The sequence below is a fragment of the Rothia sp. HMSC036D11 genome, assembly GCF_001814205.1.
GTDB classification, from domain to species: Bacteria; Actinomycetota; Actinomycetes; order Actinomycetales; family Micrococcaceae; genus Rothia; species Rothia dentocariosa.
The window spans coordinates 133,794-154,494 of the sequence record NZ_KV815316.1; the positions used below are offsets into that span (position 1 = coordinate 133,794).

Consider the following 20,701-nt stretch of genomic DNA (forward strand, 5'->3'; position numbering starts at 1 on the left):
TTATGTCTAAAAAGGATGTGTGCGACTTACTTCAGGAAGTCGGGCACATCGAGGGTATCGCGCCGTGCCGGGGACTCTTCCACGACGGGCGGTAGATCAACATCAAAGCCAGCTGCGGCAGGAACATCATTCTGCTGAGTACCATTCTGCGCACCGCCGAAACCATATCCGGTTGATGCGGGAGCCACAGGAGCGGCCTGCGCAGAGCCGCCGAATGCCTGCTGAGTACGCTGCGCCTGAGTATTTGCCGAAGCTGAACTGTTAGCGTTGGTGTTAGTCTCAGGATTGACGGCGTCAAATCCAGCGGCAATAACGGTCACACGTGCTTCATCACCCAAGGCGTCATCAATCACAGCACCGAAGATAATATTTGCGTCAGGATGCGCGACTTCCTGGACCAGGCGTGCAGCCTCATTAATCTCAAATAGACCGAGATCGGAACCGCCCTGAATGGAGAGGAGTACACCGTGTGCCCCATCAATGGATGCTTCCAAAAGTGGGGATGCGATAGCGAGCTCGGCGGCTTTAACAGCGCGGTCTTCACCAGCGGCAGAGCCAATGCCCATCAGAGCCGAACCAGCCCCCTGCATAACAGACTTAACGTCTGCAAAGTCAAGGTTGATCAGACCCGGAGTAGTAATAAGGTCGGTAATACCCTGCACACCGGAGAGAAGAACCTGATCTGCCGATTTGAAGGCGTCAAGCATCGAAACGTTGCGATCAGAGATAGAGAGCAAACGATCGTTCGGAATCACAATGAGGGTATCTACTTCATCACGAAGTGCAGCGATGCCAGTTTCCGCCTGGTTCGAACGGCGACGACCTTCAAAGGTAAAGGGACGAGTTACCACGCCGATCGTGAGGGCACCCAAAGAGCGTGCAATACGTGCTACAACGGGAGCACCGCCGGTACCGGTGCCGCCGCCTTCACCTGCAGTCACGAAGACCATGTCTGCGCCCTTGATAACCTCTTCGATTTCCTGGGCGTGGTCTTCAGCAGCCTGACGACCGACCTCGGGGTTTGCGCCCGCTCCGAGACCGCGAGTTAGTTCACGACCAACATCAAGTTTGACGTCAGCGTCAGACATCAAAAGTGCCTGAGCATCTGTGTTAATAGCGATGAATTCTACGCCTCGCAGGCCAACCTCGATCATACGGTTGACTGCATTGACGCCACCGCCACCGATACCGACGACTTTGATGACTGCCAAGTAGTTCTGGGGAGTTCCAGCGTCCATTTATCCCTCGATTATTTCGTGTAAATCTCTAGAAAAACCCAAAGGTTCAAGTAGAACCTTAGTCTTCCTAACCTCATAGTGACTTTATCTGCAAGGATACCAACAGTTTCACCAGGTTCCTAGTTGCCTGAGGTATTTGACGTGCATTATTTATAGATTTTTATAAAAAATCTATCTTTTTACCCGATGCTTAACCATAAGGTTAAAGGCTAACGAGTAACCGGAACACGCGGCGAAGAAACATCATAAGTGTTTACTTTATTAGCGGCTTGTCCTTGTTGTGCGCTCTTTGACTGGTCCTCACGTACCGCCTCCATCAGCTTAGTTAAAACCTTAGCTTTAAGGTCACTCTCTTCAGCTGTACCCCACTGCACGACAACCCCATCCTTCAATGTTAAGTTAATGTTTGAGGTTGAGCTTGCTCGCGCCTCTTTCACCTGCGTCAGGATTGACGAGGGCAAAGCAGAAAGCACATTTGCAACCGTGCGGAAGGCCGCAGAGTCCTGGGGGGCTTCCTGTCCAACATCGACAAGCGGAACATTGATTCCATCAGCATTCTCAACTTCACGAAGTTTGATTCCCTCACTATCAACAACCACATATTTCCCGTCCTGATGAATGACGGCAACAGGGGTACGCTCTTTGAGGGTTACAACTAGTTCATGCGGAGGATGCGCCTCAATCTGCACGCCGCGCAGTACATGCTCCTGGTCGATAAGTTCACGCACCTTCTGATCATTAATACGAGTCAGCGGCGTGCCCTTGAGTGGTTCCAGTTTCTGCTCAACCTGCACGCTATCCAATAGCGAAGCGCCTTCAACTCGAATAGTCTGAACAGAGAGCAGCGGAGAATAAAAGACCAAACCGATATATAGAAGCACAGCAAACATAAACGCACCAACGCCATAAAGGATTTTCCGCAAGCGAGTGAGCGGACGTCGGCGCTTCGTAGTCTGACTCTTACTTTGGTCTTCTGCCAGAAGCCCGTCGAGCCCAGGGTCATTGCGTAATTGGGTGATACGCCCCTGCTCTTCGCGGATCTCCTGTTCCCGCGCTATCTCGGTTTGACGTTCCTTCTCACGTTCACGACGCCATCGGCCAAAGGTACTAGACGTAGATTTCGCCGATTGTGAATCCAACTCATCCGGTTCAGATTCCCCTGCATCCAGACGTATACCACGGTCCTTGAGCTCTGAAGATTCAGAATACGTTGCACGGGAAGAACCCGTCTGGCTCTTACTTTCGGTATGAGTTTCTTGCTCAACAGGATTCGTCTGGTTCTGAGGGCTCATACCTTCAAAAGATTTTGACGTATCTTCAGCAGGTTTAGCTTTCTTTTTGCCGCGAACAACCGGTAACTTCGGAGTACGTACCGGTGAAGTCGCAAACGCTTCCGTGCCCGGTTTTCGCTCTTGACGTCCTTTAGCCACTATTACTCCTTAGGGTAACGGGCATGTAGCTCATGCAGAATACGCTCTCCTAATGCGGTAACATCACCTGCACCAACGGTCATAATAATATCGCCTGGAACAGCACACATAGCAATATCTTCAATGGCTGCAGCTGCATCCGACGCATAATGTACCTCAGAGAATCCAGCACCGGTGATAAGTTCACTCGTGACTCCCTCAATCGGAAGTTCCCGGGCAGGATAAATATCCAGTACATACGAACGATCAGCCTTCGAAAGAGCCTGCGCGAAATCGGCGGCAAATTCTTGGGTACGTGAGAACAGATGCGGTTGGAAAACCACATAGAGGTTATGCCCATCGGCAACCGTGCGGCCGGTCTCAAGCGCACGGAATACCTCTGTTGGGTGATGAGCATAATCGTCAAAGACTTTAATACCCGCTACGTCACCACGCAGAGTAAAACGTCGATCTGCTCCTACGAAGCCGTATAACGCGGTGGCCGCATCCTCAGGTTGTGCTCCAGCGAGAAGAGCGGTAATAAAAGCTGCCGCTGCGTTCAACTGATTGTGAATACCGGGTACACGCAGCTGAGCATCCTGCTCGCCTTCGTAATGCTTACTTGCGCACTCGAAAGACCAGCGCAGTGTTGCCGAAGACTCCGAGCCGTGGCTCGTAATGCGTGAAACCCGTAGATCAGCCTCAGTAGACTGACCGTAAGTTACCACTTCAATCCCAGCATCGCGCGCACGTTCTGCAAGCGCACGAGCGCCTTCATCATCCCAGCATGTCACCAAGACGCCCCCGGGGGCCATAGAGGCAACAAAACGGTTAAACGCCTCATACACGCGTTCGGGAGTTTCGTAGAAATCCAAGTGGTCAGGTTCGACGTTGGTAACCACTGCGATTGCGGGTCGATAGCGGACAAAAGAGCCATCGGATTCGTCTGCCTCTGCTACAAACCAAGAGCCTTCACCAGTGGCCCCTAATCGCGCGTTGCTGCCGTATCCCGCAATAACTGTTCCTACCGCGAAAGACGGGTGAAACCCTAACTTATCCAGCATGACGGCAATCATGGAACTGGTTGTGCTCTTACCATGCGTGCCAGCAACCGCTACAACCTGTGATGCGCCCATAGCAGCAGCCAAAGCCTCAGAGCGGTGCAATACCCGAAGGTTCTGAGCACGAGCCGCAATCAGTTCGGGGTTATCTTCATGAATGGCCGTTGAGATAACAACGGTATCAATATCGTGAATATTCGCAGCATCTTGGGGAGTATAAACACGAGCACCCGCTTCGCGTAAAGCCTGAATAGTCGCCGTTTCTGCTCGGTCAGAGCCGCTTACGGGAATACCAGCTTTCAGCATCAACGTTGCAATAGCACTCATACCGGCACCGCCGATCCCTACAAAATGCACACGTCCCAACTCCTGCAGGGATGCGCGCGCGGGAAACGGCGGGTTCAGGGGCTCAGGAAGCACCATGTTAAGGTTCATCAGTTCGGACATTTATTTAACCACCTTCAGGGTTGCCTCAGCCATAACATGTGCGGCATCACGAATGCCCAATTTATATGCTCGACGACCCATTTCTTTTAACTTCTGAGCATCAGCCATCAACGATGGAATTTCACGGGCAAACCACGCCCCGGTCATTTTCTTATCTTCGATGAGAAGCGCGGCTTCTGCCATAACCAGAGAACGAGCATTGAGACTTTGTTCACCATTACCAAACGGGAGCGGAACAAAAATTGCGGGTACACCCACCGCAGCAACTTCGCTTACGGTTGCGGCTCCAGCACGGACTATCAAAAGATCGGCGGCGGCATAAACATCCTGCATGCCGTGGCTAAACTCAATCTGACGATAATTTGGGGCTGTAACGGGCTCGCCTGAATCATCCACAATAGCTTTGCCTTTACCAGTAATATGCAAAACCTGAAAACCCCAGTCCTCAAAATTCGTAATGTTCTCAGCGACGGCATTATTAAGACTTTGCGCGCCTAAGGAACCGCCCGTCACGATCAGAACGGGCTTATCGGGGTCAAGACCTAAAGTATGCCTCGCCTGTGCTCGTGCCGCTCGACGGTTCAGATGCGCGATCTCATCTTTCATGGGCATACCCACAAGTTTGGCACGAGGGAAAGGGGTGTTGGAGAAAGCCACACCCACAAACTTCGCTAGAGGACCACCCAGTTTATTTGCCAAACCGGGCTTTGCATTAGCCTCGTGAATAACAACAGGAATGCGGGAGAAAAAAGCGGCAAGATATGCTGGCGGACACACATAACCGCCTACGCCTACTACAACATCTGCATTCGCATCTTTGAGAATTTTACGGGTTTGCGAAATTGCTTTTGCGAATCTTGGGAAAAAGGTTAATGCGTTAAGCGATAGACTTCGGGGGAAAGCTACACGCGGAATAAACTCAATATCAAATCCAGCTTCAGGAACTAATTGAGCTTCCATCTTATCCTTGGTGCCAAGAGTCAGAATATTAGCTTCCGGCTCAATCCGGCGGATTTCGCGTGCTATAGCAAGCATCGGGTTAATATGACCAGCGGTGCCGCCGCCAGCGAGAACCACAGAGGGTGCCTTAGACATAGATAATAACTCCCAACAAATACATTCACCTCATTTTACGACATAGCAGGACTAACCCCGTAGTGAAAGAATATGAAGTCGGGTATATACCCACGTCCCGAGCCTGGTATTCCTCCTTTCCCTATTTCAGAGGCTATGAGCGTGAACCACCCTGACCAGGTTTACGGCCTCGCGGGTTCTGCTGACTCTGTGAAGGCTGCTGCCGACGTATCTGACGTGAGGATCCCGCAGGAGGCTGCCCTGAAGAGGATGTTTGGGAGCCCGGTTGAGGGTGCAAAGGTCGCAACCCGGCTGGCAAACGTCCCGATGACGAAGAGCGGTGACGCGCTCGATTGGCGTTTGTGCGCTTTTGCAGGTTCTGCAGGGGAATCGTATCTTCGTGGTCTGCTGGGGTTGACCGTTGCCTGCCCTGCGAGGGACGAGATGTAGGCTGCACATCTCCCTTACGGCGCAATTGGGGAACCCGTTCATGGGTATGCAATCCATTTGGATGTTCCTCTTGGAACCGCTGCTCACGAAGTCGCTGCCGTTCACGCTGAATACGCTGCTCTTCATGAGCGAGAGCTTCCTGATGCTCCGCCTCACGGCGGCGCTCAGCAGCACGATCGGCGCGTGCTTGAGCGCGCTGCTCATACGTCTTGCGAGTATGCTCACGCTGTCGCTGGGTTATGCCCAACCAGGATGGCAGTTCTTTGACTCTACGCAGTAAGCCCCCACCCCAGTAATCTTTACCAAGAGCTCCACCGGCTTCTTGCAGTTGAAGCCGCTCATCTTCAACGATGGCTTGAAGAGACAGTCGTCGCTTCCAGTCTTCATTAGCGCGTCGCACTTCGCGAGGTGTCTGTTTCGTTAAATCGGCGGCTGGTATAGGCCCGCCGACAAGTGGAGTTTGACGTGCAAAAGCATAAAGCATCCCTGCGGCAAGCATTGATGAAATCAAGGATGAACCGCCGTATGAGATAAAGGGAAGCGGCACACCAATCACGGGAAGAATACCGGAAACCATCGCCATATTCACGATAGCTTGGGTAGAAAGCCACGCAATAATACCGCCCGTTGCAATACGAATAAACGGGTCTGCTGTTCGGGCAATAATGCGTAATGCGCAATAGATCAGGCCCAGGTACAAAAGCACCACGGTAAGCGTACCCAAAAGCCCCAGTTCCTCGCCGATAATGGCGAAAATGTAATCGTTATGTGCTTCGGGCAAATAGTTATACTTCTGGCGGGATTGTCCTAGCCCAACCCCCCAGAACCCACCGGTTGCCAACGCAACCCCGCCAGCCTGAGATTGATCACAGACAGAACCGGTGCATACACCGAAAACACTCATCAGTCGTTCACGACGGTTTGAACTTGAAATTGACCCCACTATGGCACTCACGATCAGAATAATCGAAAGCCATACCATAGTCTTACGGTTTGCGCCCGCAATATATACCATACCCAAGAAGATAAAGGCGTAGACGATCACGGTACCGAGATCTTTACCTGCCAGAATAAGCAGCATCAAGGGCAAGAGTCCAAAAAGTGCGGGAAAAATTGCACGAGATGTCTTCTCTTTGAGTTTAGTGCCCTGCCGAGTCATGACCATCGCCATCCACAGCACAATAGCGAGTTTAGAGAATTCCGAAGGCTGAATCTGAATGCCGCTGAACCTAATCCAGTTACGGTTGCCATTAATATCGGTACCAATAGCAAGAACAGCAATCTGGGCAAGAATCGCCAGGGCTAAGAGGATATTAACGACCCACATTTTGCGGTACCGCTGTACTTTCAATACTGCTATAGCCCCTAATGCAGCGGCGCCTAGAGCGGCAAACATTACCTGACGGGTTACCTGCGAGAAAGGGGACATTCCCTGTGAAATCATGCTCACAGATGATGCAGACAGTACCATGATCACGCCAAAAACTGTGAGACCAGCGCATACTAAAAGAATCAGTCGCGGCACATCCGCTAAATCGCGCGATGCGGAACGCTTATAAAGAGACGAGATAGCGTTATACAGAAAAGAACCGAGCCTCGTTGAGCCGTTCCTGCCCTGGCGCTGTGCATGACTTACGCCTCCACGGGCCGACGAGTGAGTCTGACCGGGTGCATTACTCATGCGTTCTCCTCTTCTGTGTCTTAACACGACAAACTCAATAGATTTTTCCTACAGCAGAAAAGTCTACACGGCGTTTATCGTTTCAGAGCAATCAATATGCCTTCAGTTACCGACAATATGAGATTTGACCGCATCCACAAAAGCGTTACCACGAACGGCATAATTGTTAAATTGGTCCATCGAAGCAGCGGCAGGTGCCATGAGCACTGTATCACCCTCAGTGGCTAGCTCTTCTGCTTTGACTACGGCAGCTTCCATAACAGTAACCCCGTCAGAGGGATCATTCGCCGAAGCCGTCATATTATAGGTAGGAACATGGCTTGCATACTTCGCCAAAGATGTTTTAAGTCCCGCCGTATCAGTGCCAATGATTAATACTGCTTTCAAACGTGAAGCATGCTGAGCTATAAGATCATCATACTCCACCCCTTTAGAAAGACCTCCAGCAATCCAAATCAGCGAAGGATAAGCGCTCATTGAAGCGTTAGCGGCATGTGGGTTAGTAGCCTTAGAATCGTTGACCCACTGGATTCCATCGCGGTAAAGCACCGTCTGATTACGATGCGCACCAGGCTTATAAGAACGCAGTCCATCCCGCACAGCCTCAGGAGCAATATTTGCAGCACGACATAATGCGGCAGCGGCTAGCGCATTCTCCACGGTGTGCTGTGCGGGAGCTTGACCGGGAACGGGCGCTAAATCTTCAAGAACACCAAGCTCAAGTGCCTCGCTGTATCGATTCTTCAAAAACGCACGGTCAACAATAATGTTTTCCGCCAAGCCCAACATGGAGACTGAGGGGATCTCGGTTGAGCTAATACCGATGGCACGGGCACCTTCTATAACATCTGCTTCTTCAACCATACGCAAAGTATCAGCATGATCGGTATTGAAGATACACGCTGCCTGAGTATTTTCGTACACACGTGCTTTATCGGACTTGTAAGCCTCAAAAGAACCGTGCCAATCGACGTGATCTTCCGCTACGTTAAGCACCACGGAAGCGTATGGCGACAGTGAAGAAGTCCAATGCAGCTGAAAGCTCGAAAGCTCTACCGCAAAAAATTCATAGGGTTCATCGTCGGCAACAGCGTAGACTGCTGGCATGCCCACGTTCCCAACCTGCAGAGATTTTTTACCGGCTGCTTTAAGAATCGAATCGACCATACCCACGGTCGTAGTTTTCCCATTGGTTCCCGTCAGGCACAGCCACTTTGGAGTAACCCGACCTTGACGTTGATTCAGACGCCATGCCAGTTCGATTTCACTCCAAATTTGGATACCCCGTTCATAAGCATCGAGCATGACCAGGCTATCTGGACGGATTCCTGGCGAAGTCACGATAACATCCGGGTCTTGATCATCGACACGAGGCACACATTCCATGTATTCCTCACCAAATAAACCCGCCACGTTTCCATAGGCTTCTTGGTAAATTCGGATGCGCTCTCGCTTTTCCTGCGTATCTTGCGCATCAATAGCGGTAATGTGGGCACCTTTCTGAGCCAGCACATCCACTGCAGCATCGCCGCTGGTGCCGAGGCCTATCACGACAACCTTCAGCCCCGCCCAAGGCCCGTCCCAGGTAGTGAGCTCAGCAAGCCGAGGATTATTGACGACTGGATTGACGGCGATAGCATCTGCATATTGGGCACGCTGTGCCTGATATTTGGAGGCCCGCTGCGAGTTCTTAGCGTCAGGCATTAGTGAATCACTCCAGACGTCTGTGAGAACCAATCTCCAAAGAAAATTGCAAGAGCAACCAGCACACAAAGCGCATTTGCAATCCACAGACGGAATACCGAGTTCACTTCACCACTGCTGACAGAGCCGGGGACAAGGCCCTTCTTATCTATGGAGTATCTTCCGTTTGCACCGGTTTTCTCAAGATGATGGTGGAAAGGAGTCATGCGGAAGAAACGGTAGGCATGAGGAATTTTATCGCCAACAGATACAGAACGTTTACGGCTAACTTTGAAGACAACTTTCTGCACAATCACCGAGAACACTTCCAGAACCGGCACAAGCGCGATAATGGGAAGCAGAAGCTCGGTACGGGTGAAAATAGCAAAGGAAACCAGCGCGCCTCCCAAAGCAAGAGAACCAGAGTCTCCCATAAAGATTTGTGCCTTAGAAACGTTCCACCATAGGAACCCGGCGAGGGAACCAACAAGTGCGGCTGCAATAAGCGCCAGCGACCCTGGATCCCGCACATCATAGCATGCGTTTCCCGCCCCGCCGCTGCAGGCATGTACGTATTGCCAGATAGTCATGGCAAGGTATCCAGTAAAGATGGTCATCGTTGCGCCACCCGCAAGTCCATCGAGACCATCAGTGAAATTCACGGCGTTAGTGCCCGAAAGAGAAATCAGGGTAATCCACAACACCATGAGAATAGTACCGCCTATAGCCCCGGCAGCCATGAAGTCGAACGGAAGATCACGCACAAACGAAATCGCCGTCGAGGCGGGGGTCACTCCCGCCGCATTAGGAAATTGAAACACCAAATACGCAAAAGGAAGAGTCACCGCCAGCAGACCAATAGTCTTCTGGTTCTCGGTAAGTCCTTCGTTCCCCTGGTTGCGGAACTTCATAATATCGTCGGCGGCCCCGACTCCGAGCATTCCTAGTGTAAACCCGAGGGTCAATAAAGCCGTCGCACTAGGAACCGGCGAGGTTCCAAAAACTGCAGCGTTAATCAGCAACGCAAGCAAGTAGGCAACAACGGCGGCTGGGATAAAAATAAGACCTGCCATCGTGGGCGTCCCCGCCTTATGCTGATGCGCGGCGGGGCCTTCTTCACGAATCAGCTGCCCCAACTTGAGCTTCTGCATCTGCTTGATGAAGAGCGGTATTGCTGAGAAGGAGATAATAAACCCTAGGATTCCAGCAATAAGCACAGTAATCATGGTTAATGTGTTCCTTCGTGAAGATGGCTACGGTCTAGGGCGGTCGTCGAGGTTTGCGCTGCAGAACTACCAGTTGATACCGTGCTCAGAGCGGCGCCCGTTAAATCCGTTACCTCAACAAAATCGCCAGCACTCAGCCAAGCTGGAGCCTGTTCTTGAGCCTCGCCAAAGGTTTCGGTGCAGAAGGCAACCTCATCGCCCAAAGAACCTAGTTTAGCGCCATTTGAAGATTTAAACAGCACGATATCGCCAGAACGTAACTCTGCACGCAAAATATTTAGTGCTTCTTGCGGTGTCTCTACCCAGGTAGCTTCGTTACCCCATGAACCTTCAAGATGCGCGGCGTTGTAGGCTGGTTTCGCCTCATTACCAACCGCAATAAGCTTTGATATATTCATGCGTACCACCAGACGACCGAGTCGATCGTGCTCCTCCAAAGAGGCCTCGCCCAGTTCGAGCATGGCCCCCAAAACTGCCCAAGTCCGTCGTGGCTTCGCGCCTCGTCCCAGTTGGGCCAAAGTGCGTAAAGCGGCTGTCATTGACTCGGGATTAGCATTATAGGCATCGTTGATAACAGTCACGCCGTCTGCACGGTCTGTGCGAGCCATCCTCCATTTAGACAGCGCACCGGTGTTATTAAGGGCATGCGCAATAGCGTCTCCAGGAACACCAGCGTTATAGGCTACCGTAGCAGCCGCCAGAATATTGCATACATGATGCTCACCAATGAGTTTGGAGGAAATCTCATATTCGCTGGCGTCGGGAAGGCGAAGAGTAAATTCCGGACAACCAGCATCATTAGTATGCAGCCCCAAAGCGGCAACATAGCGTTCGTACTGCGGTTTCTCCCCCACCCCAAAGTAGGTTACCGGCACACTTGCACGAGCTGACATGCGTGCAACACGCTCATCATCAGCATTGAGGACCAAGGTTCCGCCAGTATGAATACCTTCGGCAAGCTCCCCTTTAGTACGTTCGATGTTGTCGACCCCGCCAAACTCGCCAGCATGTGCGGTGCCAACTTTAAGAATCACACCATGGTCAGGGTGCACAATATTTGCCAGGTATTCGATATTCCCCACATGATCGGCACCCATCTCAATCACAAGGTAGCGAGTACTTTCGTCAGCGCGGAATACAGTCAAAGGTACGCCAACTTCGCCGTTGTACGAACCTACAGGGGCTATAGTTTCGCCCTGAGAACTTAGGATCGCTGCTAATAAATCTTTTGTGGTAGTCTTCCCCGCAGAACCGGTAATACCAATAACCGTAAGATCGCCTAGAGACCGCATCTTTTCAATAGCATACTGTGCGATCTTACCCATGGCGAGAACCACATCATCAACCTGGATGCTGGGGTACAGAATACCCCGCTCATCTTTAACAGGGCGTTCGACAAGCGCTAAGACAGCACCTTTGTCGAAGGCTCCTGACACGAAGTTGTGTCCGTCGGTCACCTCACCTGGCTTAGCAACAAATAGGGTGCCTGGTATAACCTCACGCGAATCGGTGGTCGCGAAGGTAGCACCTAGCTCGCTCTCACGCCCGGCTAAGCCGAGCGGTGAGCCGCCTGTTGCCGTAATAATTTCGGCGGCGGAAAGCTTAATCATCTATGCTCCTTATGCTTCTTCAAGCATGCGTCGATAATCCGGAAGAATTTCGAAGTCGTTGAAGACAAGCGCTTTCGCGGTCTCCACGCGGTCGTCAAGTTGCACATCGGTACCGGCAACATCCTGTGCCGTTTCATGTCCACGACCGGCGATAAGAATAGCATCTCTCGCATCTGCGAGTTCAATTGCCCGAGCAATCGCCACTTCTCGCGGAGCAAGATTAAGGATTTGGGATGCTCGCGCACCTTCGGCATTAGCTCGTTCAGCCCCGGCAACAACAGCCTCACGAATTGGGGCGGGGTCTTCACCGTGCGGATCGTCATCGGTCACAATCACAATATCGGCGTGCTGTGCAGCAATTTCTCCCATTAGGGGACGTTTGAGATGATCGCGTTCACCTGTTGCCCCGAAAACAATAATGACTCGCCCACCACCTGGTCGGTCCATGGCTTCAAGCGCCCGAGTGAGCCCGTCAGGGTTGTGGGCAAAATCGACAATAGTATGCGGTGCCAGAGAAATAAGCTGCATACGCCCGGGCACTATAGGGGTTAGTGCCGTGCCATCAGCTAGGGCAGGTCGTAGGATAATGCGTTCTTCCTCAGAAGCACCAATATATACCATCAGCGCGGCGAGCGCGGCGTTTGAGACATTGAAATCTGCCGGAAGATGGGTACAACAGGGAATAGTGTCTCCCGCGCCGTTAGCCAACGTAAAACGATGCCCTAACCCATCACGTTCAACGTTGATTACCGCCCAATCAAGCGGACCGAACTCAGCTGGAACCTCGGCTAGACCCATGCCGTACTCAGTAACAAGCCGAACAGCATTACCGGTCCCCAGCTGAATCTGGGCGTGGCGAAGCATCTTCTCGCCCCACTCGTCATCGGCAGTGATGACAGCGCGCTCAGTCCGCTCGGGCGTAAAAAGCTGTGCTTTAGAATCAAAATAATTCTGCATGGTGCCGTGCAAATCTAAATGATCCTGGGTGAGGTTTGTAAACCCAGAAACCTTATAAACTACACCATCCACGCGGTGATAGTCGATAGCATGCGAGGAAACTTCCATTGCTGCATGAGACACACCGCGCTCCCCCATAATCGCAAGGAGCGAATGAACGTGAACAGACTCTGGGGTGGTTAGAGCTGAAGGAACGCTCACACCATCAACAAGAATTTGGATAGTACCGATAAGACCGGTTTTAGCGTTGAGAGCAGTTCGGAATACCGACTCCAGCATGTAGGTAGTCGTCGTTTTTCCATTGGTTCCTGTGACAGCGTAGCGATTCAGACCCTTGTAATCTTGTGACCCATAGATCAAAGCGGCGAGTGATCCTATAACAGGACGTAAAGAGTCACAGACCAGCAGGGAGCACCCATCTAAAGAAAGATTTGCCTCCCGAATCATCCGAGCGCCTGCAGTATCCGTGAGGATAGCGTGAGCCTGGGCCTCCAGCACTTTTTGCGCGAATTGTGCACCATGAGCTTTCGCGCCTGGAAGAGCAACATATAGGTCTGCAAGACGAACCGCGCGAGAATCCATGCTGATCCCTCGCACATCTTCTTCAGAGCCTTGATGTTCTAGAACAGGATGCGCGCCTAAGGCCTCTAGATACTCCACGAGCTCAGTAACCGTGCTCCCTCGTGGGTTCCGAGGTCGCAGACTCTGCGCATCGCCGCCCAAGTGCGGGGTGCGACGAGCGTCTTGAGCCAAGCGCGTTTCGCTGTCCATTATCCTTCTTTCCTGACGGTCATACGCATTTCTTGCCGCCGAGATTTTTATTGTTATCGTCCTCGATCAACGCCAAGGTACGTTCCTATTGTAATAAGTTCTGCACAGTCGGGTGACCGCATGTGACTTACCCGTTAGATTTCCCATCCGCAAAAATAGGAATTTTTACTGGATCTGTGGTGGATTTAGGCACGTTATACGTGTGCAGTACTTTCTCCATGATCTGTGAGAACTGGCTTGTTGCTCCCACACTACGCACATCACCCTGAGGGCGCTGCAGAGTAACGCTTACGAGAAACTGCGGGTTGTCTATAGGCGCAAGCCCTATAAAGGATGTGGTGTATCCGTCATATCCGCCTTTATCGCTGGGAGCTTCAGCTGTACCCGTCTTACCGCCGACTCGGTAGCCTTCGACCGAGGCTGTTTTCGCATGGCTTTGAAGTACAACATTCTCCATTAGTTCTCGACATTGTTCAGCAGTTTTTTCGCTCACCATCCTGGTGCCGGGTTCCACATCGCGTTTATGCACCGTACCATCGGCATCAATCAAAGCGTCAACGATGCGCGGTTTAAGCTTCACACCGTTATTGCCGAGTGCCTGAAAAATCATGGCGGTTTGTAGAGGGGTCTGGGCAATACCCTGCCCGAAGAAAACTGTGTATTCCTGACGACCGTCCCACTCATGCCAATCAGTTACTAACCCCTGCTGTTCGCCAGTCAGCTCAATACCCGTATAATCCCCCATACCGTATTTTTTGAGCCAGTTATAGCGGTCTTCCTTGGGGAGTTTCTGCCCGACAAGTACCGTTCCGGTATTCATTGAATCGGTGATAATACCTGAAAAAGTCCGGCGCTGTGCGGGGTGGTCAAAGGCGTCCGTGAATGTTTGCCCGTTGATCACTAAACGTTCCGGAACATCATACGCCGAGGTAGGGGTCGTAATGCCGCTTTCGATCAAAGCTGATGCAGTCAGAATCTTCTCAGTCGAGCCAGGCTCAACAACCTGGGAAATAGCGCGTGGGCTTGTATCCTGCTCGTTCTTAACTTTCTCAGCGCCGGGATCCATCATCGTAGAATCGGCCATCGCCAAAATCGAGGCATCCCGCACATCCATAACGATAGCGGTGCCCCATTCCGCTTTGAGCTCGTCCACACGCGCTTTGACAATCTGCTGCGCGAAATACTGGATGTCCTGGTTAATGGTCAAACGTACGTTCTTCCCATTTTCTACATCGGTCGCCTCTTCTTTAGTAACAGGAATACGCACACCATCGGCACTAATTTCGTAGGTACGCTGACCGTCCACGCCCGCAAGATCTTTTTCAAAGACGCGCTCAATACCTACAGATAAATTCTTCTTGATCGTCTCGTTCTCGTTACCGGTTGCCTCATCAACAATGCGGTAACGGCCCACAACAGAGCCACCCACGGGTCCGTTTGGGTACAGGCGCTCAGAGATGGCTTCCCCATAAAGGAACGGGGCTCCTAGAGCATCAATACGGCGAAATATCTCAGGGGTGACATTTGATTTCACGACGGCATATTTTGAGTCTCCGTCAAGCTTAGACTTGATAAACTCATCGGTAATCGTAGGGTCAACGGTATGCAGAATGTCGGTTAGCTCATACACCAACTGTTCTGGAGTGATTTCACTCTTAGTATCGCGATCATTATCGTAGCGCTTATACGAAGCAACAATAGTCTGATCCGCGATAATGTTGTACCGCTGCACGCTTCGAGCAAGCACCACTCCGTTAATATCGAGAATCTGACCTCGAACCGCTGGAACAGTCTGAGAGCGCATGCGTTTCTCACGCGATTTCTCGGCAGTATGCTGTGGATCAAACCCCTGTAGATAGAGAAGCCGTGCACCCACGGCGGCCAAGCCGCCAGTAGCCAAAGCACCCACTACAAACCCGCGACGCCCAAGCTGTTGAGGCTCGGGCGGCACGGGCGCATTCTCATGAAAGCTCAAAGGTGTCCTTTCAAACTCTTAAACAGTTCGTTCCAGTCTCCACCAATATACTATCGTTGAGATGCTGAAGGGTTAGTGGATGCCGAGGGTTTTGCAGACGCCGACGATGAAGCAGACGCACTCGAAGCCGGCTGCTGTTTATCTGCCGATGCAGACGGTGCTGCACTCGGTGTTGCAGATGTCGAAGCGCGGCTCCCCTGACTGGGAACGGCGGGGGCATCCACGAGGTTGCGAGCGCCCGGGGCATCATCTTTAGGCTTCGCTACAGGAGTAGCCGTGCCGTTAATCTGCCCGCTGTTGATATCCAAAGTTGCCGGAATATCCGTCGCATGCATACCCAGTGAGCTTGCACGGTTCGCCAAGTTTTGCGGGGCCTGTTGGTACCCAATTTCTTGTTGCAGGGCTTGGTTCTCTTGGGTCAGTGTTTGCTCTTGGGTACGCAAGTCCACAAGGTCGTATTGACGGGTTGCGATCAAGATATTGAGCATCAAGATAAAGACCAAGGTCAACGGGATAGCAACAAATACACCCACCAACGCCACAGGACTCCAGCTTCGCGGACGTACCAGTGACAGGGCAAGCGGTACACGACGAGTCTCCCGAGCCTGAGCTTTTACTCGTGAGCTCTTAGCCGCAATCGAACGAGCTGGGTATGCAGATTTCGCCGGGTATCCGATAGTACGCGGATGCTGAGCACCGCCAGTGCGCGGACCAGCGTATGCGGTTACATGTTCCGACAACCGGTTCTGCGCACGATGAGCAATTCGAGCGTGCGTATCAGAAGTTACAGAAGTACGTGGAACCTGGATTTGAGAAACACGGCTTTTCACATTTGACGCAGGTTTATTCCGCCCTGGTACACCCCGGCGCGTTGGGTGTTTTTGAGCAGGTTTATGCTCAGGGATAATACGCAAATTAGCGTTCCGAGTTCCCCTGCGCTGAGTGGCAGTGCGGGGCGTCTCCTCTACGCCGGTTACAGTCGGCGCTTCGGGAGTGGTAACGCTCGGAGAGTGTTGCGGAGGGGTCATATCCTGCTCTTTCAAGTCTGTATCTGTTGTTATGCCAATTAGGTAGATGTGCCGGGAGAGTTAAATTAAGCTGTCTTAGAGATGTCAGCTGGATACTTTGATTTTTTCTCCGGCACGCAGTTTAGCGCTTGCTGCACGCGGGTTTTCGGCGATTTCAGCCTCTGTAGGCGGCTCTGCACCGCGGGTGATAACTCTTATCGTCGGCTGATGTTCGTCAAGCTCCACGGGAAAGCCTTTAGGGGCCTTCGACGTAGCAGCCTCGGTCAAAGCACGTTTGACGATTTTGTCTTCAAGGCTGTGATAGCTCATAGCGACAAAACGACCGCCGAGTCTCAGAGCATCCAAAGCCGCAGGAACCGCCCGTTCAAGAGCTTCTAGCTCATGATTAACCTCGATACGCAAAGCCTGGAAAGTTCTCTTAGCCGGATGACCGCCCTTGCGCTGTGCTGCAGCGGGTACAGCCTTCTGAATGGCAGCTACCAGTTCCCCAGTCGTGGTGAAGGGTGTGTGCCTTCGCTGTTCCACAATATGCTGGGCAATACGGGCAGCGAATTTCTCTTCACCCCAGTTTTTGATGATGCGACGCAGCTGATTCTCGCTGTACTCATTGACAACGATGCGGGCAGTTAGCTCATCATCACCGTTCATGCGCATGTCCAAAGGTGCATCATAGGAATACGCGAACCCACGGGAACGTTCGTCCAGCTGCATCGAAGACACGCCTAGATCTAGAAGAACGCCATCTACAGAGGTGACTCCCGCCGCAGACATCGCATCTTCTATATGGTCATATACGGTGTGCACAGGCACGAAGCGATCTCCAAAACGCGCCAGACGTTCGGCAGCAATAGCATGCGCCTGTGCATCACGGTCTATGCCGATAACCGTTAGGTTGGAGAACCTTTCAAGCATTGCTTCTGTATGGCCCCCCATGCCCAAAGTCCCGTCAATGACAACCGCATCCTGGCGCGAAATAGCGGGTTCCAACAGCTCCAGGCAACGATCGAGCATAACCGGAACATGGCGTTCCTGTGCCTGTCGTTGTGAAAGCTGCCCCAAAAGCCCTTCCCGATATCCAGGGTCGCCAGATACAGCATTGGGGGATGTCGAAACATCGTGCGTTGGGGCAACCACGCCGGTAAGTGAGTGAGACTCGGCGTTCATGATGCTCCTTCCCATAGCTCTAGCGGTCGTTCACAGCGGATCACAGGTTACGTTTGGGGCAACAAAACTGTGTGGTGACATAGTCATTACAGAATCGGGGCGAAAGGATCTTCGTCCAACGACGCAAATTCTGCTTCTGTCTGTGCCATATATTCTTCCCATGCTTTGGAGTCCCAGATTTCCGCACGGCTTCCTGAACCAATCACAGTCAGCTCTTGCGACAGACCTGCATACTCACGCAGCACAGGCGGGATCGTTACACGTCCCTGCTTATCAGGCACCTCATCAGAAGCTCCCGAAAGGAACATGCGCATAAAGTCACGTGCTTGCCGCCCAGGAAGCGGAGAGCTTCGCATCGTTTCGTGGATACGCTCAAACTCGGCGACAGGAAACACGTATAGGCAGCGTTCCTGACCGCGTGTTAGCACGAGACCAGCTGATAGCTCATCGCGAAATTTCGCTGGCAGGATGATGCGCCCCTTGGTGTCCAGGCGGGGTGTATATGTTCCAAGAAACATGCGGCACCCCTTTCCTGACAAGCGGAATACCCGCGACTCCAATTAGGCATGTCTACCCCTGAAACTATCTTCCCCTCCACTTTACTCCATTTTGCTCCACTATTCCTACCTCATGAGGATTTTTCTCAGGAAGAACACAGCTTTTCCTTAGTTTTAAGCGCCAAAGAGGGCGAGTGGTTTATCAAAAACCACTCGCCCTCTCGGACGTTTCTTTAAACTTATTAGTAAAATTTAAATCATCAAAAGTTAGTTTTCACCACGGTTACGATCGTCCCAACGCTCTTCGAGGCGAGACATGAACTTCGACTGCTTTGTAGATTTTTCAGAAGAACCCGCACCTTCCTGGCGAGCTTGGGTTGCTCCCTGCGCCTTGTCTCCTAAGAACGAATCCACCGGAGTCTTCTTACTTGTTGTCGCCAAATAAACACCACCGGCAGCAATAATAAATCCAATAATGCCCAGCCATATCATCTTTGAGGCAACGGCACCGATAATAATACCCAACCCAGCTAACACGCCCAAAATGCCGAGAGCCATGTGTCGGGCACTAAATACGGGAGCTGTATTACCCGTTGATGACATTGATGACGCAAAATGTGGATCCTCAGCGCTCATCAGTTCTTCGAGCTGGTCGAGAACCTTCTGTTCACGCTCAGAAAGTGCCATTTCATTCTCCTTGAACGAACCGGTGACATGAGTGCTTATTCGTCTATCCTAAACCTACAACACTCCGTTGCTTTTATACTACCCCGCAATCCTTTTTTAAGATACCTACCGCTCGCTCGCGTGAAAATTTTCTTCTCTAACCAAATATGGTCTTGTTTACGCTCTTTATGGGAAGATTCACCTCAGGACAGATTTTTCTACCCCAGATTCTTCGATCCCCTCCACTTTTTACTCCCCTATACTCCAGAGCGCTCCCCTAAGAAGTTTTCTGTTTTTCTGGGCTGCTCTTGTGAATATATGAAAGATCAGAAGCACTAGAAACAGCTGCATCAGTAAACTTCTGACGGATACTATCGAGAGCATGTTCCACTGCGCTCCAGTCAGGAGCATTGCGGATTCCATTCCAAGCACCAGGCCTGAATCTATCATCACCCACAGTATCTTCAAGATGTTTAGAACCTGCCTCTAAATCTAACAGTATTGCATCGTCGAAGAGTGGATACTGCACTCCGAGCTCACTACGTTCAAGTTTTTCGGCGCGAACACCAATGAGGCGAATAGCGCGTGTCGCATACTCCTGAGACTGCTCAGCAGAAAAGGCCAAAAGCCCCATCCCGCGCAGTGCAGCATGAGATGCCCGATAAATTTCCATACCTGAATCGCAAGAAACTGACAACGGCACAGATTTCGTATGAGTCTCAAATCCTTCATACCGAATTTTGAGGCTGAGAGAACCTGCCAGCTTACGTGCACGGCGCAAACGTATACCCACTTTAAACGAAAGCGAGCGCAAAGCATCTGTAATCTCATACCCCGACGTAGTATCAGTCCCGAATGTGTGCTCAGCGCCTATACTTTTCTCTTCACGATAGGGCACAACATCACGGCTATCGATCCCACGAGATGTAGCCCAAAGGTGTTCTCCAGCAGCTCGTCCGAACCGTGCACGCAGCCAGCTTATGTCGAGTTCGCGTAAACCAGCAATTGTTGTAATACCGTATTTACCGAGGGCTGCAGCACTTTTAGACCCTACACCCCAGAGCTTTGAGACAGGAAGTGGATCTAAAAACTCACGGACTTTTGCGGGAGGAACCACCCATAGCCCGTTAGGTTTACTACCGGTCGAAGCCATCTTGGCAATAAGTTTATTGACGGAAATCCCTGCCGAGCTTGGTAGATGAAGTTCCTCCGCAATTCGTGAACGCACACGCTGAGCGATATCTACAGGACTCGTTCCATGGATAACTGCACCCGTGAGATCCACAAAAGCTTCGTCCACGCTTACCTGTTCTACCAACGGGCTTTCTGCACGCAAAATATCCATAACAGCCTGCGAATAATACCTATAGTTACCGCGAAGAGGCATGACCACAGCAGCAGGACATAGAGAAAGAGCTCGTGAAAGGGGCATACCAGAACGAACTCCATATATGCGAGCCTCATACGAGGAAGAACACACCACGGCGCGAGGCCCCTGTGGAGCAACGATAATAGGTGCACCCTGTAATTCGGGGCTCTCCAGAAGCTCCACATTAACGAAAAAAGCGTCCATATCAAGATGCATAACAACGCGTCCCTGCTGCTGGTTCATACCCCTCCTTCCCAATTCACAATATAATAGCATATATATTCTATAATTAGTACTTGTATTCTACATTATAGAAACCTCAGACCTTAGGAAGGTTATAATATTCGCAAATATCGACCGGTGCTTTACTCTAGAGGAGTATTCGCGCGCACTCC

The 20,701-nt window shown here is 51.5% G+C and carries 15 protein-coding genes; all 15 read right to left on the minus strand.

All coding sequences use genetic code 11. From position 1 onward, the window contains the following. Window positions 1-26: 26 nt before the first annotated feature. The gene (gene ftsZ, locus HMPREF2958_RS10315; protein ID WP_070697913.1) at window positions 27-1,238 is read right to left on the minus strand and encodes a cell division protein FtsZ; all 1,212 of its coding nucleotides are present in this window, start codon (window positions 1,236-1,238) and stop codon (window positions 27-29) included. 209 nt (window positions 1,239-1,447) lie between these two features. Continuing rightward, complete coding sequence (locus HMPREF2958_RS10320) at window positions 1,448-2,668, minus strand: cell division protein FtsQ/DivIB (RefSeq protein ID WP_246828132.1); 1,221 nt, start codon at window positions 2,666-2,668, stop codon at window positions 1,448-1,450. A gap of 2 nt (window positions 2,669-2,670) precedes the next feature. Next, window positions 2,671-4,155, minus strand: a complete 1,485-nt coding sequence (gene murC, locus HMPREF2958_RS10325) for a UDP-N-acetylmuramate--L-alanine ligase (RefSeq protein WP_070697914.1) — start codon at window positions 4,153-4,155, stop codon at window positions 2,671-2,673. Continuing rightward, window positions 4,156-5,250, minus strand: coding sequence for an undecaprenyldiphospho-muramoylpentapeptide beta-N-acetylglucosaminyltransferase (gene murG / locus HMPREF2958_RS10330; protein WP_070697915.1), 1,095 nt, complete (start codon window positions 5,248-5,250; stop codon window positions 4,156-4,158). A 133-nt stretch (window positions 5,251-5,383) separates the two neighbouring features. Continuing rightward, a complete protein-coding gene (locus HMPREF2958_RS10335) occupies window positions 5,384-7,360 on the minus strand; it encodes an FtsW/RodA/SpoVE family cell cycle protein (protein WP_070697916.1) in 1,977 nt (658 codons plus the stop codon). Window positions 7,361-7,462: 102 nt separating this feature from the next. After that, entirely contained in the window at window positions 7,463-9,064 is a 1,602-nt protein-coding gene (murD, locus tag HMPREF2958_RS10340) for a UDP-N-acetylmuramoyl-L-alanine--D-glutamate ligase (protein WP_070697917.1), read from the minus strand. Continuing rightward, window positions 9,064-10,269, minus strand: a complete 1,206-nt coding sequence (gene mraY / locus HMPREF2958_RS10345) for a phospho-N-acetylmuramoyl-pentapeptide-transferase (RefSeq protein ID WP_048754838.1) — start codon at window positions 10,267-10,269, stop codon at window positions 9,064-9,066. The genes murD and mraY overlap by 1 nt, the downstream gene beginning before the upstream one ends. Window positions 10,270-10,271: 2 nt before the next feature. Continuing rightward, a complete protein-coding gene (murF, locus tag HMPREF2958_RS10350) occupies window positions 10,272-11,879 on the minus strand; it encodes a UDP-N-acetylmuramoyl-tripeptide--D-alanyl-D-alanine ligase (protein ID WP_070697918.1) in 1,608 nt (535 codons plus the stop codon). 9 nt (window positions 11,880-11,888) lie between these two features. Next, window positions 11,889-13,607: a Mur ligase family protein gene (locus tag HMPREF2958_RS10355; protein ID WP_070697919.1), complete on the minus strand. Its 1,719-nt coding sequence runs from the start codon at window positions 13,605-13,607 to the stop codon at window positions 11,889-11,891. Window positions 13,608-13,734: 127 nt separating this feature from the next. Continuing rightward, the gene (locus HMPREF2958_RS10360; protein ID WP_070697920.1) at window positions 13,735-15,582 is read right to left on the minus strand and encodes a peptidoglycan D,D-transpeptidase FtsI family protein; all 1,848 of its coding nucleotides are present in this window, start codon (window positions 15,580-15,582) and stop codon (window positions 13,735-13,737) included. Window positions 15,583-15,632: 50 nt separating this feature from the next. Further along, a complete protein-coding gene (locus HMPREF2958_RS10365) occupies window positions 15,633-16,610 on the minus strand; it encodes a cell division protein FtsL (protein ID WP_141755812.1) in 978 nt (325 codons plus the stop codon). Window positions 16,611-16,694: 84 nt separating this feature from the next. Continuing rightward, entirely contained in the window at window positions 16,695-17,774 is a 1,080-nt protein-coding gene (gene rsmH / locus HMPREF2958_RS10370) for a 16S rRNA (cytosine(1402)-N(4))-methyltransferase RsmH (protein WP_256370927.1), read from the minus strand. Window positions 17,775-17,860: 86 nt separating this feature from the next. Further along, complete coding sequence (gene mraZ, locus HMPREF2958_RS10375; protein ID WP_004004381.1) at window positions 17,861-18,292, minus strand: division/cell wall cluster transcriptional repressor MraZ; 432 nt, start codon at window positions 18,290-18,292, stop codon at window positions 17,861-17,863. 246 nt (window positions 18,293-18,538) lie between these two features. Continuing rightward, window positions 18,539-18,958, minus strand: coding sequence for a DUF3040 domain-containing protein (locus HMPREF2958_RS10380; protein ID WP_004004380.1), 420 nt, complete (start codon window positions 18,956-18,958; stop codon window positions 18,539-18,541). A gap of 256 nt (window positions 18,959-19,214) precedes the next feature. Then, entirely contained in the window at window positions 19,215-20,549 is a 1,335-nt protein-coding gene (gene dinB, locus HMPREF2958_RS10385; protein ID WP_070697921.1) for a DNA polymerase IV, read from the minus strand. Window positions 20,550-20,701 lie beyond the last annotated feature (152 nt).

Coding starts and splice junctions, on each gene's coding strand:
- ftsZ (WP_070697913.1), bottom strand. CDS start 1,238: ATGGACGCTGGAACTCCCCAGAACTACTTGGCAGTCATCAAAGTCGTC.
- murC (WP_070697914.1), bottom strand. CDS start 4,155: ATGTCCGAACTGATGAACCTTAACATGGTGCTTCCTGAGCCCCTGAAC.
- murG (WP_070697915.1), bottom strand. CDS start 5,250: ATGTCTAAGGCACCCTCTGTGGTTCTCGCTGGCGGCGGCACCGCTGGT.
- HMPREF2958_RS10335 (WP_070697916.1), bottom strand. CDS start 7,360: ATGAGTAATGCACCCGGTCAGACTCACTCGTCGGCCCGTGGAGGCGTA.
- murD (WP_070697917.1), bottom strand. CDS start 9,064: ATGCCTGACGCTAAGAACTCGCAGCGGGCCTCCAAATATCAGGCACAG.
- mraY (WP_048754838.1), bottom strand. CDS start 10,269: ATGATTACTGTGCTTATTGCTGGAATCCTAGGGTTTATTATCTCCTTC.
- murF (WP_070697918.1), bottom strand. CDS start 11,879: ATGATTAAGCTTTCCGCCGCCGAAATTATTACGGCAACAGGCGGCTCA.
- HMPREF2958_RS10355 (WP_070697919.1), bottom strand. CDS start 13,607: ATGGACAGCGAAACGCGCTTGGCTCAAGACGCTCGTCGCACCCCGCAC.
- HMPREF2958_RS10365 (WP_141755812.1), bottom strand. CDS start 16,610: ATGACCCCTCCGCAACACTCTCCGAGCGTTACCACTCCCGAAGCGCCG.
- rsmH (WP_256370927.1), bottom strand. CDS start 17,774: ATGAACGCCGAGTCTCACTCACTTACCGGCGTGGTTGCCCCAACGCAC.
- mraZ (WP_004004381.1), bottom strand. CDS start 18,292: ATGTTTCTTGGAACATATACACCCCGCCTGGACACCAAGGGGCGCATC.
- HMPREF2958_RS10380 (WP_004004380.1), bottom strand. CDS start 18,958: ATGGCACTTTCTGAGCGTGAACAGAAGGTTCTCGACCAGCTCGAAGAA.
- dinB (WP_070697921.1), bottom strand. CDS start 20,549: ATGAACCAGCAGCAGGGACGCGTTGTTATGCATCTTGATATGGACGCT.